The following is a 15,607-nucleotide window of genomic DNA, read 5'->3' on the forward strand; positions in this document are numbered from 1 at the left end:
TTATAATAATTGCATAAAGTCTGCATACATGAATAAAATGTATTGTTGATCAACTTGGCGTTTTCACGATTCTAAAGGTTTTTATTCATGAACTGGTTTAACAGAAAGCAGTCAGCTGTGCTTGGTATTGATATTAGTACGGCATCTGTGAAATTATTGGAACTCAGTCAGGATGCTGGACGTTATAAAGTTGAAAGTTATGCTGTCGTTCCTTTGCCGCAGGATGCAGTTATTGATAAAAATATTGCAAATATCGAGTTAATTGGGAATGCAATTAAATCGGTCGTCAAACAATCAGGTACACGATCCAAGCAGGCCTGTGTCGCAGTAGCTGGGTCTTCGGTGATGACTAAAGTCATTGTAATGCCGGCTTCATTTTCAGATGCAGAAATGGAAGAGCAGATCATGGTTGAAGCTGATCAATACATCCCTTATTCATTGGATGAAGTAAATCTCGATTTTGAAATACAAGGCCCGACCAAAAATAATCCTGAAATGGTCGATGTGTTGCTTGCTGCCTGCCGACGAGAGAATATTGAAGATCGGGTTGCCGCTTTATCTTATGCTGGTTTAAAAGCCGCCATTGTCGATGTGGAAGCTTTTGCCATTGAAAATGCCGCAACCATTCTTTCCGATCAATTATCCGGCGCAATTGAAAACAAAACAGTCGCAATTGCTGATATTGGTGCAACAATGACAACGCTCAATATTTTGTATGAAGGCAGAACAGTCTATACACGTGAGCAAGGATTTGGAGGTAAACAACTTACCGAAGAAATTCAACGTCGTTATGGACTTTCTTATGAAGAGGCCGGATTAGCAAAAAAACACGGTGGTTTGCCTGACAACTATGATACCGATGTGCTTGAGCCTTTTAAAAATGCTATGTTGCAACAAATTGCTAGATCATTACAGTTTTTTGTATCGTCAAGTGCTAATCGGGGTATAGATGCCATGGTTTTAGCGGGTGGTTGTTCCTCCATACCTGGTTTGGACAAGCTGGTTGAACGTGATCTAGGTATTCCAGCCTATATCGCAAATCCTTTTATTAATATGTCATTATCCAATCGCGTGAAACCGCAAAGTTTAAGAAACGACTCGCCCTCTATGATGATTGCCTGTGGATTAGCGCTTCGGAGTTTTGATTAATGGTGAAAATAAATTTACTACCTTGGCGAGACGAGCTGCGAAAACAAAAGCAGCATGAGTTTTTTCAAGGTATTGGCGCAGGTGTTTTGATGACCTTGCTGGTTTTAGTAATGGTTTATATGTATGTTGAAAGTTTAAAAGACTATCAAGTACGCAGAAATACCTTGTTAAGCAACGAAATTGTGGTTCTTGATAAAAAAATACAAGAAATCAAAGATATTGAGGATAAAAAGCATAAATTGCTAACAAAAATAGATTTGATTCAACAACTTCAGGAAAGTAGGCCTGAAATTGTCCACTTGTTTGACGAATTGTCAAAAATTACTCCCGAAGGTATTTATCTCAACAAGTTTACCCAAACTAGTGGTAGCTTGAATTTTGATGGGAAAGCTGAATCCAATGCCCGAGTATCGGCATTTATGCGAGCAATCGATAACTCGCCTTGGCTGAATACTTCTTCTTTAAATGTAATCAAAGGTCAAGGTCATAGTAATGGAGAGTTATACGATTTTACCTTAACAGCCAAGCAAGGTAAAAAATCAGCTGACAAGACTCAGGCAGGTGGGGCTAAATGAACTTTTCTGAAATAAATTGGGATATAAATGCTGCGGGTAGCTGGCCTACCCCTGTAAAAGTGGTAGTAATATTGATTGTATCTATTTTTGTTGCCATTGGAAGTTTTTATTTTGTTACATTGCCACAGCTTAATGAATTAGAAGTCCTGGAAAAGAATGAATCCAGTTTAAAAGTTGATTTTGAGGCCAAACAGAAAAAAGCAATTAATTTGGGAGATTATCGTAGTCAGCTTGATCAAATCGAAGACTCATTGTCCGAAATGCTTAAACAGATGCCAACAAAAGCTGAAGTGGCCAGTCTATTAGTGGATATTTCGCAAACTGGATTGGCGAGTGGTTTGGAGTTTAAACTTTTTCAGCCAAGTTCAGAAATTCGCAGAGAGTTTTATTCCGAATTACCAATTAATATTCAAGTGGTAGGGAAATACGAGGAATTAGGACTATTTGTTAGCGGTTTGGCATCTTTGCCCAGAATTGTGACAGTTCATGATGTTAATTTGACGCCTATAAATGTGTCGTCCTCAAATAAGGATAACAAAAATGCTATAAGCATGACGGCGGTTATCAAAACCTACAACGAAGGTATAGTTGACGATGCTTCTGGCAGTAAAAAAAGGAGAGCGCCGTGAAAGGACACTGTATATCTATAGATTTAACAAAATTTTTTCTGGTTTTATTTTTCCTATCTTTGATGGCTTGCAGTAATGATGATGTTACTGATCTTAATAATTACATTGAGGAAGTTAAAGCCAGACCCAAAGGTGGGATAGAGCCCTTACCAGAAATCAAAGTAGTTGAGCCTTTCGTTTTTAAGCCAGAAGGTTTGCGCGACCCTTTTCAACCTTTAGATAAAGTTAATGATACAAGTAATTTGGATGTTGCTGGCGCAAATGGCATTAAGCCAGACACTGAGCGCAGAAAAGAAGAATTGGAAGCCTACTCACTGGATACATTAAGAATGGCAGGTACTTTGAGTAATAACAAGGGCTTGTGGGCATTAATAAAGGCAAAAGATGGCACTATTCATAGAGTTCAGGTGGGGAATCATATGGGACAAAATTACGGCAAAATAATCCGCATTTTGCCAGATAAAATAGAATTAATGGAAATCGTACCTGATAAGCCAGGCACATGGCGAGAACAACAGACATCACTGGCACTGGCTGATTAACATTAAGGGTACAACAATGAGTATTATGAAAAATAACAATTATCCAGCTGTATATGGGCTGAGTACACGTTTCTGGTTGTCTGTATTTGTGATTCTTAGTTTACAATTTTCTAAAGTCTATGCGGATGAAGTAGCTATTAACAATTTAGAGTTTTCGACTCTAACTGGCAATCAATTGCAAATACAGTTGGATTTGGATGGTCAGGTAACGGAGCCAAAAATTTTTCAGACTGATAATCCTTCCAGAATAGCGATAGATTTTGCAGGAGTGAAAAGTAATTTGGCAAAAAAAAGCTTTCCGATTAACCAAGGAGCAGCTGGAACAGTTTTCGTGGTTGAAGCAGTTGGGCGTACCCGTGTTATTGTCAATCTGCTTGAAAAAGTACCCTATGAAACTAAAATCGCCGACAATAAATTTTATTTGTTACTTAAACCTGCAAATGGCCTTGTAGCCGCCAGTAAAGTAACGACTGATAATCGGGTTGCTGATACATCGGCTATGGGAAGCAAATCTCTTCCAAGTCCGGTAAAAGACTTGGCAATTAGTAAGCTTCTCCCTGAGCAGGGAATAAAAAATGTTGATTTTAGACGCGGCTCAAATGGCGAGGGGCGCTTGTTAATAACATTATCTGCCGCCAATACCGTGATTGATGCCAAGCAAAAGGCTGGCAAAGTTAACTTAAATTTTTTGAACACCCGACTACCAGAATCGTTAACTAAAACGTATGATGTGTCAGACTTCGCTACGCCGGTACAAAAATTTGAAGCTCGTCCACAAGGTGAAAATGTCGATATCACCATAACGCCCAATAATGACAGTTATGAATACTCGACTTATCAATCTGATAACATTTTAACCGTCGAATTTAGACCTTTAACACCAGCAGAAAAAGAAGAGCTTAAAAAGGAGAAGTTTCCTTATTCTGGAGAAAAATTATCGTTAAATTTTCAGGATATTGAAATCCGGTCTGTATTACAAATATTGGCCGACTTTACTGAATTGAATATTATTGCAGCCGATTCGGTGCTTGGAAATGTTACCCTGCGTTTGAATGATGTGCCTTGGGATCAAGCTTTAGAGCTGATATTAAAATCGAAAGGCTTGGGAAAAAGGCAAAATGGAAATGTAGTCATGGTTGCTCCGTTAGCTGAAATCATGAAAATTGAGCAGGATGCATTAGACTCACAGCAGATTTATGAGCAACTTGAGCCGCTGAAAACCGAATATGTACAGATTAACTATGCTAAAGCCTCTGAAATTTGTAATGTATTAATGGGGGTCGGTAATAATAATCTTGGTGGTCAATCTGGCGGTAGCGGTATTAATCAGGCAGGAGCAACATCATCTGGTAGTGGTTCAAGTACTACCTCGAGCTCAGCGGGATGCGGCGGTGGCTCGGGAATTAATAGTCAGCAACAGCAGCAGCAAGGTGGCGGTGGTCACGGTGGAAATAATATTGGTTCCTTAAGATTGCTGTCTTCTAGAGGCGTCGCTATTATCGATGCCAGAACGAATACCATTATCATTAAAGATACCTCTAAGGCTTTGGATGAAGTGCGTAAAATGATAAAAATGTTAGATGTACCCGTTAGGCAGGTTATGATCGAAACGCGTATTGTAATTGCCAATACTAATTTTGCACGACAGCTCGGTGCTAATTTTGGTGTACAGACTCAGGCTACAAATGCGGGTCAGAAATCCGGTGCCTATCCAGGTCTAAAAGAGCTGGGTTATGCCATGAATGGTGCGTTAGCGGCTGCAACTGGAGGAACATCGACAGTGGGTATGACATTGGCGGCAGGTGCCAATCATTTACTGGATTTGGAAATAGAGGCAATGCAAACGGATGACAAAGGTGAGCAAATAGCCAACCCTCGCGTGATGACTACCGACAGGGTTAAAGCAACAATTTTACAAGGTGTGCAAATTCCTTATACAATTCAAACAGGTACACAAATTAATACCAATTTTGTCGACGCTGTTTTGGAATTAAATGTAACTCCGCAAATTACTCCGGGTGGCAGTGTGATTATGGATCTGGTTATCAATGATGATTCGCAAGGACAGGTTGTAACTACTGGGGTAATCAAAGCGTAGCTATTAACAAAAAAGCATTGACAGCCAAGGTGCAAGTTGAAGATGGTGAGACAGTGGTGCTAGGTGGTGTATACGAATCTACCTACGATAATGCAACTAACTCAATCCCGTGGTTCTCAGAATTACCCGGAGTGGGTTGGATGTTTAGATCTAACCAGAAAAAGGACGATAAACAAGAGTTATTGATTTTTGTAACGCCAAAAATAGTAAAGAGTTCATTGAAAGCCAAATAAATACTCTTATTTCAAAATCGGTAAATTTATACTGACTAGTCTCATTGGTCTATCCGAGTAAAAGTCATTTTTTGTCTTTACTCGGATTTTCCTTGTCAACTGAAGATATAAATCAGTAATTCTTCAGCAATTTTAAATCCGCCTGTCAATGTAAGCACTTTTCCATGCTAGTTGCAGGCATGAGCTTAAGAAATAGAAAAAATTAATACTTTCTAATTTTTTGGTAATGGCAGTTGATAGACTATTGAATATAGCTCGCAATTTTTCACAACTTTTTTGGGCTTGATTTTTAAACGTGAAGCATTTTCGTCATCCAGCTCGTTACTATCGGCATTTAAAGCCTCATAATGCATCAACACTGCGCAAAATAACTAAAGGCTTTGGCATGTTGCTGGTCGTGTTTTTTTTGGGCTCTGTGTTGACCGTAGGTGTCTTGCGTTATTTGCCTGTGTCCAGTTCGGCATTTATGCTGCATCAACACTGGGTAGACATGATGGATGGTAAAGGCTATAAACCCATCGATCAACAATGGGTGAATTATCTAGAAATTTCAACACATGCGTTTACTGCAGTGATTGCATCTGAAGATCAACTCTTTTATCAACATAACGGTTTTGATTTTAATGCGATACAAACAGCCTTAAATCGCTACATTGAGAGTGGCAGATTGCGAGGTGCTAGTACTATTAGTCAGCAAGTTGCAAAAAATCTGTTTTTAACGCCGGATAAAACATTTTTTCGCAAAGGATTGGAGGTTTGGTTTACTGTTCTGATAGAAAGTATGTGGAGTAAAACACGCATTTTGGAGGTCTATCTGAATATCGCAGAATTTGGAGATCATATATTTGGTATAGAGGCCGCTAGTCGTCGTTATTTTGGCGTCCCTGCCAAACAATTAACAGTTGATCAATCGGCAATGCTCGCAGCCACGTTGCCTAATCCTTTATTATTAAAGGCTAATCAACCAAGTGCATATCTTTTCAAACGGCAAAGTTGGATATTAAATCAAATGCGGCATATTGAGCTCAATGTTTCATAATGTTTTAAGAAAAATTTCTGCCGTAGAATATTTCCGCCATTTCTTCATGTAACTGGGATTGAATTTCATCCTTTTCATCTTCACTGAAATTACTTTCCTTTTCAAATAAATAATTTTCTAATTCTGTTTCTTTTAGTCGCATTTTGGTGTGAAAAATATTTTCCTGATAGACATTGACATCAATCATCTGATAAAGCTCTTTTGTACTTTCTGCAATGTAGTTCTGGATAGAATTGATTTTGTGATCAATATAAATTTTTTGACCTGAAACATCACGTGTAAATCCACGCACTCGATAATCCATAATAACGATATCTGATTCAAAACTGTGAATTAAGTAATTCAAAGCTTTGAGTGGCGAAATTTGACCACAGGTGGAAACATCAATGTCGGCACGAAAAGTACAAATATCGGTGTCTGGATGACTTTCTGGATAAGTGTGTACAGTAATATGACTTTTATCCAGATGCGCCAGTATCGTATCGGGTAAAGGGCCTGGCGATTCGGAATTCATTCCTGCTGGTATCACCGCGCCCTCAGAAATTAACATAGTAACGCTAGCACCTTGGGGGTCGTAATCTTGATGAGCAATATTTAAAATTTGAGCACCAATGATGTTGGCAACATCTTTCAGGATCTGGGTTAATCTTTTGGCATTATAAGCTTCATCAATATATTCGATGTATGCCTTTTCCTGTTCTTTAGGCGCATAACAAACATCGTAAATATTAAAACTCAGTGACTTGGTAAGGTTGTTAAAACCATGTAATTGTAATTTGCTCAACGTATTATCCTTCTATAACTTCAAAGTCATGACTAATTTCAACACCTGCCTTGCCAAGCATAATGGAGGCAGAGCAATATTTTTCTGCGGAAAGTTTAACCGCTCTTTCTACAGCAGATATTGGCAGATTTATTCCAGACACCTTAAAATGCAGGTGAATTTTACTAAAAACACTAGGAATAGATTCTACACGTTCCGCAGTAAGTTCAGCAGTACAATCTAAAATTTTATGTCTTCCTTTTTCTAATATATCAATTACATCAAATGCAGAGCAACCACCTACACCCAAAAGTATCATTTCCATAGGTCTTACTCCGATGTTACGTCCGCCATGATCTATAGGGCCATCCATCACAATCGTATGTCCACTGCCGGATTCGCCAACAAACATTCTGCCATCAACCCATTTAATTATTGCTTGCATTTTAAAATCCATAAAAACTAAAATTGGACTGAATTTTACAATGGTACGATTATTTGTTTTGAATTTTTTTGCAAAATTCCTTAACATTGGTTAGGGTAGTGTTCTAGTAAACATAAATTAGTCTTAAAATATGAGCTTTGTTAAACACAATCAAATTTCTCCTTCCGCCCTAACTGCGTTTTTACATTTTTGTCATATTCGTAGCTATCCCGCTAAAATGACTATAGTTCGGCCAGGCGATGTCGGAGATAAATTGTTATTTGTCGTCGATGGGTCGGTAAGCGTCAGCGTTGAGGACGAAGAAGGCCGCGAATTAATACTGGCGTATTTAAACAAACATGATTTTGTTGGTGAAATAGGTGTATTTAAAACCACGGAATCCAGAAGTGCTCTAGTAAAAACACGCTCTCGTTGCCAAATGGCTGAAATTGGTTATGATCGGTTTAAAGGTCTTTTGAATGCAGAGTTGCGGGATCATGCTGTTGAAATTTTAACGGTATTGGGTGAACAGCTTTCTTTGCGATTGTTGATTACCAACCGTAAATATCGTGATTTGGCTTTTATGGATGTTGAAGGACGTATCGCCCGCACCTTACTCGATTTAGCTAAAGAGCCTGATGCTATTACCCATCCTGATGGTATGCAATTGCATATAACTCGTCAGGAAATTGGACGTATAGTAGGTTGTTCCCGAGAAATGGCAGGGAGAGTTCTAAAAGAATTGGAAGATAAGGGGTTAATTACCGCCCATGGTAAAACTATTGTTGTATTTGGTACTCGTTGAGTTAGATAAGCGGTTAAAACGATAATAGAGACCGGGTTTGTTTTTACGCCGGTCATCATCCAGATAAAACGATGTTAAAGCTGGAAAGCGTATTATTGTCCTGTTTCAGTAACAATAACGCCTATGCCATTCTTCTGTAATAAATCCTTAATAGTGGCAACGCTAGAGGGGTTGTCATAGGGTCCAATTTTTACCCGATACCACACCAAATTGCCAACCTTGGCTTTTTCTACATGAGATTCGATACCTAATAAAGCCAGCTTGGCTTTGTGATGGTCTGCTTCACCAGCGTCACGAAACGAACCTGCTTGCATAGCATATTTAGCCGATTTTATTTTGCCGACTAATTCTTCACGAACTCGAGTTTTGATTTCGTAATCTGGAATGACTGTTTCCGCTTGGGGTAAAATGGTATAGAAATCATAGGTAGGCTCCTCAGGCACCACAGGTTTTTGTTCTGTAACACTAGGAGGCGTTGCTTTGATGCTAACATCCTGTTTAACCTTGTCGTCAATATGCTGACTGCTTGACTCCTGTTTTCCAGAAAAAAGAGTAGGAACTAGCTTGCTAATCATGTTAAGTGCAGCTATAAAGGCAATGACTAGTACAAGCACAACCAACCAGCGCCAAAGCTTATTCGGCGCTACCTTACGTTGTCGACTCTTTTTATATCTGTCGTTTTCGACGCGATGTTTGTAATCTCTGGCCATTACATCGTTTCTGGCGTATTGAGTTTTAACAATTGAAAAGCATTGCCTAGCACCTGCTTGACAGCACAGATCAGATTTATGCGCGCATTGCACAATTTAGCGTCATCCACTAAAAATTGATGAGCGTTATAATAGCTATGAAACTGATTAGCCAATTCACGTAAATAATGAATTAATTGATGCGGTTCATACTGTTTGGCAGCCCTATCTAGCACCTCTGGGTATTTAGAAAGCGTAGTTAGCAATACTGTTTCTTGTTCTGTGGTTAGTAAGTTTAGATTGTCTAATCCTAATTGTAGATCACGTTGCAGATTTTTTTCGTCAATTTGTCTCAAAACACTGCAAATTCGTGCATAAGCATATTGAACATAATAAACAGGATTCTCATTGCTTTTAGAGCTTGCCAGTTTAAGATCAAAATCCATGTGCTGTTCAGATTTACGCATCATATAAAAAAAACGGCAAGCATCTTTTCCTACTTCATTACGTAATTGTCTCAGAGTGACAAATTCACCCGATCGGGTAGACATTTGAACTTTCTCGTCACCCCGATACAGTACTGCAAATTGTACCAATAAAACTTTTAGCTTAGATTCATCTGCACCCAAAGCTTGCATGGCTGCTTTTACTCTTGGTATATAACCATGATGATCGGCACCCCAGATATTGATGATGTGATCGAAACCTCGATCAAGTTTATTCATATGATAGGCAATGTCTGAAGCAAAATAAGTGGTTTGACCATTGTCACGCACCACAACCCGGTCTTTTTCATCACCTAAACGGCTGGATGCAAACCAGATAGCGCCTTCATGTTGGTATAAGAAACCAGCGGTTTGTAAACGATCCAGAGCTTTTTGAACAGAGCCATCGTCCATAAGTTGTCGTTCAGAGAACCATTCTTGGTAGCTAACGCCAAATTCAGCAAGATCATCTTTAATGTCGATCAGGATTTCGTTTAGTCCGGCCTGAAACACATGACTATAATTTTGGGGTCCAAGTAAAGTTTTTGTTCGATCAATCAAGGCGTCAATGTGTTTTTCTTTGTCGCCACCTTGCGGCTCATCCGCAGGAATTTCGCTCAAGACGCTTTCAGCCGTTTTTTGCAAACTGTTGCCCACAGTATTATGCAATTCAATGGCAATGTTGCGCACATAATCGCCACGATAACCATTGCTTGGAAAGGGTAAATCGACTCCGCATTCGTTCAGATAGCGTAACCAGACACTGGTAGCCAAGATATCCATTTGTCTGCCTGCATCGTTCACATAATATTCACGTTCCACGTCATAACCGATGGCTTCAAGTAAATCGGCAACTGCCGAGCCGTAAGCCGCGCCCCGACCATGTCCAACATGTAAAGGGCCTGTTGGATTAGCTGAAACAAATTCAACCTGTACCCGCTTACCTTTACAGCTGGTATTTAAACCAAATTTTTGGCCTGATGTTAATATTTGCTCAACTATTTGAAATTGGGTGTCCGTGTTTATAAAAAAATTGATAAAACCTGGACCAGCTATCTCAGTTTTAGCGACTAGACTATCTTGGGGTAATGCAGCGACAATTTTTTCGGCCAATTGTTTGGGATTAAGTTTGGCAGGTTTAGCCAAAAGCATGGATAGATTAGTGGCGAAATCGCCATGTTGAGGGTCGCGAGTGCGTTCCAGATTAATTTGCACCGCCAGCTCTTGCTCAAGAATGCCTTGTGATTTAAGGGTAGTAATAGCATGTTGCAGTAGGCATTCGAGCTTATGTTTCATTGTCGGGCAATAGAAAAGTCAGTAATAAAATAGAGTTTATTATCCACCAATTAAGCAGTAATAGCTACCTGATAGCCAGTACTACTTCAATCCTTTTGCGTATAGTTGCGCTCACCAAACAACGCGGTGCCAATTCTAACTAAGGTTGCACCTTCCATGATGGCTGCTTTCAAATCGCCACTCATACCAAACGAGAAGCTATCAAGTTCGGGATTGTTGAGTTGCTGCACACATTGATAGAGCTGGCGATAAGGCAGACGTTGTTGATGATAGTTAACGATAGGTGCGGGGATTGCCATTACTCCACGTAAACGCAGTCGGGGTAATAAATTGACAGAGGCAGCCAAAGATGGCAGCTCTTCAAGCGTAATTCCTGATTTATTATTTTCCTGACTAATATTAACTTGCAAACAAATGTTTAAGGGTGGCAAATGCACTGGGCGCTGTTCACTAAGGCGTTCTGCAATTTTTAAACGGTCAACGCTATGTACCCATGCAAAGTGACTGGCTATGACTTTGGTTTTATTCGATTGGATAGGCCCGATAAAATGCCAAGTAATATTAAAACCTGTAAGTATTTGTTGTTTTTGTATGGCTTCCTGAACATAATTTTCAGCAAAATGCCGCTGCCCCAGACGATAGAGACTCGCAATATCTTGGCTGGATTTGGTTTTGCTAACGGCCAGTAACCTAACACTGTTTCGGGGTCTACCAGCAATGTGGGTGGCATGCCGGATTTGTGAGCGAACCAGCTGAAAGCGTTCGGCGATATCAGTCATTTTCGATCTTGCGTTCAAATAAGCGTGAGAAGAGTAATCCCACTTCAAACAGCATCCACATGGGGATTGCTAGTAAGGTTTGCGATAAGGCATCTGGAGGGGTCAAAAACATGGCGACAACAAATACACCAACAATGACATAAGGCCTTTTTTCAGATAGGCTTTGTGGTGTAATAATGCCCGCCCAGACTAAAACTATCGTAAAAATTGGAATTTCAAATGATACACCAAACGCAAAAAAAAGGGCTAAGACAAAATCCAGATAGGTTGAAATATCCGTCATTACTGTAACGCCTATCGGTGCGGCGGCAGTTAAATATGCAAAGACTAATGGAAAAACCAAGAAATAAGCAAAGGCAGCCCCTGCATAAAATAAAAAAGTACTGGCTATCAATAGTGGTAAAACCATTTTTCTTTCATGTTGATATAAGCCCGGTGCTACAAATGCCCAAAATTGATAAAGTATGAAAGGGATGGCAGCAAAAACGGCAACTACAAAGGCGAGTTTAAAAGGCGTAAAAAATGGAGATGCGACATCAATCGCTATCATGCTACTGTTTTTTGGCAAATGCTCTAACAATGGTTCAGCCAGATAAGCGTATATTTGGTTAGCAAAACTGGCGGTGCAAAGAAAAATCAGTAATACACACAGTACTACTTTTAATAAGCGATCACGTAGTTCAACCAAATGGCTTAAAAAAGTGGGTTCACCCGATTCGGTTTGATTGATCATCGATAGGTTCTTTATGTGTGTCGGTCGAAAGAGTTTCCAAGGCAGTATTTATTTCACTGATAGCGGTTTCGGTGGCGTCGATGGTTTCCTGTAATGATTGGTTGGCAATTTGTTGCTTTAGCATTTGCCGCATTTCTTCGGCATGCAGCTCATGTTGTATCTCTGCTTTAACAGTAGCAATAGTGCTACGGGTTTTGCCAATCCAAAACCCAGCAATTCTGGCTGCTTTAGGCAGCTTTTCGGGGCCAATGACCAATAAAGCAACTAGGCCGACCATGACTATTTCGGAAAATCCAACATCAAACATAAGTCAGGCTCAAACCTTGTCTTTTTCTTTATGAGTCACTTCACCTTCAAGAATTTCACTTTCTTTACTGAGAGTGGTTTTAGTTTCTTCGCCTTCTTTAACGGCATTACGAAACCCCTTTATGGCATCACCAATATCGGAACCAATATTTTTTAGGCGTTTGGTGCCAAAAACTAAAATCACTATGGCTAAAACTACTAGTAGATGGGGGATACTTAAGCCCATTATATACTCCAGATTTATTCAGTTACTGTGCGTTGCGCTTTTTCCTGTAAACCAGACAAGCCAAAGCGGCGCTGCAATTCATTAATAACATGTTCAGGCCCCAGGCCTTGATCTGCCAACATAACCATACAGTGAAACCAAAGATCGGCAGTTTCATAGACAATTTTAGCTTTGTCACCGTCTTTAGCCGCAATGACGGTTTCAGTCGCTTCTTCGCCTATTTTTTTTAAAATGTGGTCTAGCCCTTTGGCATACAGGCTGGCAACATAGGATTCATTTGCAGATTCCAGTTTGCGTTGTTCTAAAATTTCAGCTAATTGTTGTAAAACGTCAGACATGAATTAACACTCTTGATAATAACGTAAAAATCATATCACGTTGCCGGTATTACAAAAAAAAAACCTCCCAATGCTTGCGCAGAGGGAGGTAAAAAACCAAGCGGAGTGTGATGAGGAGGTTCCGCTCGTTATTACAACACCAGGAGGTAGTTACAAATTCATGAATTAGCTGTTAAGTTTGGAACGGCAAAAATCAGGTTGCTCAAGAGGGCTGAGCAAGCGAAAATCAGTGTAGAACAGATAAAAAGACCGGAAACAAAGCTAAATACGCCCAGTATGCATAAAATGCTGATTAAAATGTCTTTATTTAAAGTGTTCATGTGTTCTAAATTTAATATATATGTCTTGACTGAGTGAAATGCCGTAGTTACTCACTTGCTGTTTACTATACAGGATAAAAAAAAGTTTACAATTAGGTGTTTGCTAAACAATTTGTATACAATTAGGAAACAATAGTAATTATTTCTGTCTTAGTGCACTTTGGGGGCCGTCATGGATAAACTAACCAGTATGAATGTATTTGTGCGTGTTGCAAAAGCCGGTAGTTTTGCCAAGGCAGCAAAAGACCTGGATATTTCTAGAGCCATGGCAACCAAGCACATTATGCAGCTTGAAAGCGAATTGAATACCCGTTTGTTTAATCGCACTACTCGTAGCTTGAGTCTTACCGAAGCAGGTGAAGAATATTTGGAACGCTGTCAGCAAGTACTGCTTGATGTTTCAGAAATGGAATCAGCCGTTACAAAGCTGCAAACCGAGCCACGCGGTATATTGAAAATATGTGCACCTCCTGTTATTGGGGCGACTCATATTTCCCCGGCTTTAACTGAATATCTTAAGTATTATCCAGATTTATCGGTGGAAATGTTATTGAAAGGCGGACAGGTCGATCTGGTTGATGAAGGGGTTGATATTGCTATTTCCTTGGGACAGTTAAATGATACAAGTTTGGTTGCGCGAAAATTGGCTAACTCATCATTAGTGGTTTGTGCATCACCGGATTATTTAAAAACACATGGCATTCCTCAAGATCCTGAAGATCTTGAAGATCATAGCTGTTTGATCAATTGGGCAATTCCTCCGCGTAATAAGTGGCGCTTTAAAGGCATACTGGGGGAGCGCACAGTTACTGTCACTGGCAGGATGCAGGCCAATATGGCTGATCCAATTCGTAATGCGGCTGTGAATGGTTTAGGTTTAATTATGTTACCCCGCTATATAGTTGGGCGTGATATAGAGTTGGGTCGATTGCAGGTAGTAATGGAACAATATGGTATAAGCCCATTGGAAGTTTATGCGGTTTACCCGCATCGGAAATATTTATCAGCAAAAGTTCGCTCTTTTCTTGAATTTATTCAGGTGTGGCTGCCAGGTAGAATAGGAATGAATCCGCCATGATGCAATTGCAGGCAAAATGGGATAAACATTATGCCAAACAGACTCAATATAACGATAACGGTGTTTCTGTCGTACTTACCGATCATCAGTTTTTGCTTCCTCGGCAGGGAAAAGCTTTGGATTTGGCTTGTGGCACTGGCGGCAATGCCTTATTTCTGGCTGAAACTGGATTAGCAGTGGATGCCTGGGATATTTCCGCTATAGCTTTAAATATTTTGCAGTCTGAGGCGCAGAATCGGCTTCTTAATATCAATACGCGACAATGCCTAATCACGTCAGAAATACTCTGTTCTGAGCGTTATGATGTCATTGTCATCAGTCGTTTTCTTGACCGGGCTCTGTGTAATGCGATAATGGCAGCCTTGAATGTGGATGGCTTACTGTTTTATCAAACATTTAATTGCAGCAAACTGGATGAAAAAGGGCCAAACAATCCAGATTATTTATTAGCAAGTAACGAATTGTTACGATTGTTTGCACCATTAACGCTAATTTTTTATCAAGAATATGCACGCACAGGTAATTTACAGTGCGGCAATAGAAATATGGCGTATTTTATCGGACAGAAATTATTTTCGGAGCAGAACTAAATGATAGAAAATCTTGAGCCTAAACAATGCTGGGCATTCTTACAGAATAATCCTGCTGCAATACTGATTGATGTGCGAACTTTTATAGAACATAGTTTTATCGGTCATCCTCCCGGTGCGAAGCATATACCCTGGAAAGAGTTTCCAGGTATGCAGTTGAACACTGGCTTTGTGCAACAGGTTCAACAAATAGTCGTCGACAAAGCTACGCCAGTTTTATTACTGTGCAGAACTGGTGTCAGATCGGTAGAGGCGGCCAAAGCCCTGGATGTTGTCGGTTATCAGCATCTCATTAATATTGCCCAAGGATTTGAAGGGCAAATTGATGCTGATAAACATCGTGGCAACATTGATGGTTGGCGTTTTCACGGCTTGCCTTGGGAACAAAGTTAATTTATACAAATCAAGTTGATATATACTCTCAGCATATTAAGTTTTAACAAGCTAGAATTTTAAACAACGCTTTTAGGTAGAGATTTAGCTGGCAGGATACCCGCTTAAGCTTAACAG

General features: G+C 39.8%; 20 protein-coding genes. 11 read left to right on the forward strand and 9 right to left on the reverse strand.

Annotation, left to right across the window (positions count from 1 at the left end; translation table 11 throughout):
* Nucleotides 1–87: 87 nt before the first annotated feature.
* The 7 genes from ABH008_RS02310 to mtgA all read left to right on the forward strand — a co-directional run bounded on the left by ABH008_RS02310 (nt 88) and on the right by mtgA (nt 6,265).
* Nucleotides 88–1,149 (forward strand): pilus assembly protein PilM, encoded by a 1,062-nt coding sequence (locus ABH008_RS02310; protein ID WP_347988260.1) that lies wholly within the window; start codon nt 88–90, stop codon nt 1,147–1,149.
* Entirely contained in the window at nt 1,149–1,724 is a 576-nt protein-coding gene (locus ABH008_RS02315) for a PilN domain-containing protein (RefSeq protein ID WP_347988261.1), read from the forward strand. Before ABH008_RS02310 ends, ABH008_RS02315 begins: the two co-directional genes overlap by 1 nt.
* The gene (locus tag ABH008_RS02320; RefSeq protein ID WP_347988262.1) at nt 1,721–2,353 is read left to right on the forward strand and encodes a type 4a pilus biogenesis protein PilO; all 633 of its coding nucleotides are present in this window, start codon (nt 1,721–1,723) and stop codon (nt 2,351–2,353) included. The genes ABH008_RS02315 and ABH008_RS02320 overlap by 4 nt, the downstream gene beginning before the upstream one ends.
* Nucleotides 2,354–2,415: 62 nt before the next feature.
* Nucleotides 2,416–2,895, forward strand: a complete 480-nt coding sequence (locus tag ABH008_RS02325) for a pilus assembly protein PilP (RefSeq protein WP_347990019.1) — start codon at nt 2,416–2,418, stop codon at nt 2,893–2,895.
* A 16-nt stretch (nt 2,896–2,911) separates the two neighbouring features.
* Complete coding sequence (gene pilQ / locus ABH008_RS02330; RefSeq protein ID WP_347988263.1) at nt 2,912–4,993, forward strand: type IV pilus secretin PilQ; 2,082 nt, start codon at nt 2,912–2,914, stop codon at nt 4,991–4,993.
* Nucleotides 4,994–5,022: 29 nt separating this feature from the next.
* The gene (locus ABH008_RS02335) at nt 5,023–5,226 is read left to right on the forward strand and encodes a hypothetical protein (protein ID WP_347988264.1); all 204 of its coding nucleotides are present in this window, start codon (nt 5,023–5,025) and stop codon (nt 5,224–5,226) included.
* 295 nt (nt 5,227–5,521) lie between these two features.
* Complete coding sequence (gene mtgA, locus ABH008_RS02340; protein ID WP_347988265.1) at nt 5,522–6,265, forward strand: monofunctional biosynthetic peptidoglycan transglycosylase; 744 nt, start codon at nt 5,522–5,524, stop codon at nt 6,263–6,265.
* Between the two features lie 4 nt (nt 6,266–6,269).
* Here mtgA and speD read toward each other — a convergent pair whose 3' ends face one another.
* Both speD and ABH008_RS02350 read right to left on the reverse strand, forming a co-directional pair.
* Nucleotides 6,270–7,049 (reverse strand): adenosylmethionine decarboxylase, encoded by a 780-nt coding sequence (gene speD / locus ABH008_RS02345; protein ID WP_347988266.1) that lies wholly within the window; start codon nt 7,047–7,049, stop codon nt 6,270–6,272.
* Between the two features lie 4 nt (nt 7,050–7,053).
* The gene (locus ABH008_RS02350) at nt 7,054–7,473 is read right to left on the reverse strand and encodes an OsmC family protein (RefSeq protein WP_347988267.1); all 420 of its coding nucleotides are present in this window, start codon (nt 7,471–7,473) and stop codon (nt 7,054–7,056) included.
* A 130-nt stretch (nt 7,474–7,603) separates the two neighbouring features.
* On the opposite strand from ABH008_RS02350, the gene crp reads away from it, so the two are divergent.
* The gene (gene crp / locus ABH008_RS02355; RefSeq protein WP_347988268.1) at nt 7,604–8,257 is read left to right on the forward strand and encodes a cAMP-activated global transcriptional regulator CRP; all 654 of its coding nucleotides are present in this window, start codon (nt 7,604–7,606) and stop codon (nt 8,255–8,257) included.
* A gap of 92 nt (nt 8,258–8,349) precedes the next feature.
* Here the strand turns inward: crp and ABH008_RS02360 are convergent, their stop codons facing one another.
* The 7 genes from ABH008_RS02360 to ABH008_RS02390 form a co-directional block, all read right to left on the reverse strand.
* Nucleotides 8,350–8,967: an SPOR domain-containing protein gene (locus ABH008_RS02360; protein ID WP_347988269.1), complete on the reverse strand. Its 618-nt coding sequence runs from the start codon at nt 8,965–8,967 to the stop codon at nt 8,350–8,352.
* Entirely contained in the window at nt 8,967–10,727 is a 1,761-nt protein-coding gene (argS, locus tag ABH008_RS02365; protein ID WP_347988270.1) for an arginine--tRNA ligase, read from the reverse strand. Before argS ends, ABH008_RS02360 begins: the two co-directional genes overlap by 1 nt.
* A gap of 86 nt (nt 10,728–10,813) precedes the next feature.
* The gene (locus ABH008_RS02370; protein WP_347988271.1) at nt 10,814–11,506 is read right to left on the reverse strand and encodes a YggS family pyridoxal phosphate-dependent enzyme; all 693 of its coding nucleotides are present in this window, start codon (nt 11,504–11,506) and stop codon (nt 10,814–10,816) included.
* Nucleotides 11,499–12,239, reverse strand: a complete 741-nt coding sequence (gene tatC / locus ABH008_RS02375) for a twin-arginine translocase subunit TatC (protein WP_347988272.1) — start codon at nt 12,237–12,239, stop codon at nt 11,499–11,501. The genes ABH008_RS02370 and tatC overlap by 8 nt, the downstream gene beginning before the upstream one ends.
* A complete protein-coding gene (gene tatB / locus ABH008_RS02380; protein ID WP_347988273.1) occupies nt 12,214–12,546 on the reverse strand; it encodes a Sec-independent protein translocase protein TatB in 333 nt (110 codons plus the stop codon). Before tatB ends, tatC begins: the two co-directional genes overlap by 26 nt.
* A gap of 9 nt (nt 12,547–12,555) precedes the next feature.
* A complete protein-coding gene (locus ABH008_RS02385; RefSeq protein WP_347988274.1) occupies nt 12,556–12,771 on the reverse strand; it encodes a Sec-independent protein translocase subunit TatA in 216 nt (71 codons plus the stop codon).
* Nucleotides 12,772–12,785: 14 nt separating this feature from the next.
* Entirely contained in the window at nt 12,786–13,109 is a 324-nt protein-coding gene (locus ABH008_RS02390) for a phosphoribosyl-ATP diphosphatase (protein WP_347988275.1), read from the reverse strand.
* A 492-nt stretch (nt 13,110–13,601) separates the two neighbouring features.
* Between ABH008_RS02390 and ABH008_RS02395 the strand changes: the two genes are divergently transcribed.
* From ABH008_RS02395 to ABH008_RS02405, 3 genes are read left to right on the forward strand one after another with little or no spacing between them, the layout of a single operon-like run.
* Nucleotides 13,602–14,507 carry a LysR family transcriptional regulator gene (locus tag ABH008_RS02395; protein WP_347988276.1) on the forward strand — a complete coding sequence of 302 codons (906 nt, stop codon included), beginning with the start codon at nt 13,602–13,604 and terminating at the stop codon, nt 14,505–14,507.
* A complete protein-coding gene (locus tag ABH008_RS02400; RefSeq protein ID WP_347988277.1) occupies nt 14,504–15,097 on the forward strand; it encodes a methyltransferase domain-containing protein in 594 nt (197 codons plus the stop codon). Before ABH008_RS02395 ends, ABH008_RS02400 begins: the two co-directional genes overlap by 4 nt.
* A complete protein-coding gene (locus tag ABH008_RS02405; RefSeq protein WP_347988278.1) occupies nt 15,098–15,490 on the forward strand; it encodes a rhodanese-like domain-containing protein in 393 nt (130 codons plus the stop codon).
* Nucleotides 15,491–15,607 lie beyond the last annotated feature (117 nt).

The organism is Methylomonas sp. AM2-LC (genome assembly GCF_039904985.1).
Classification (GTDB): Bacteria; Pseudomonadota; Gammaproteobacteria; order Methylococcales; family Methylomonadaceae; genus Methylomonas.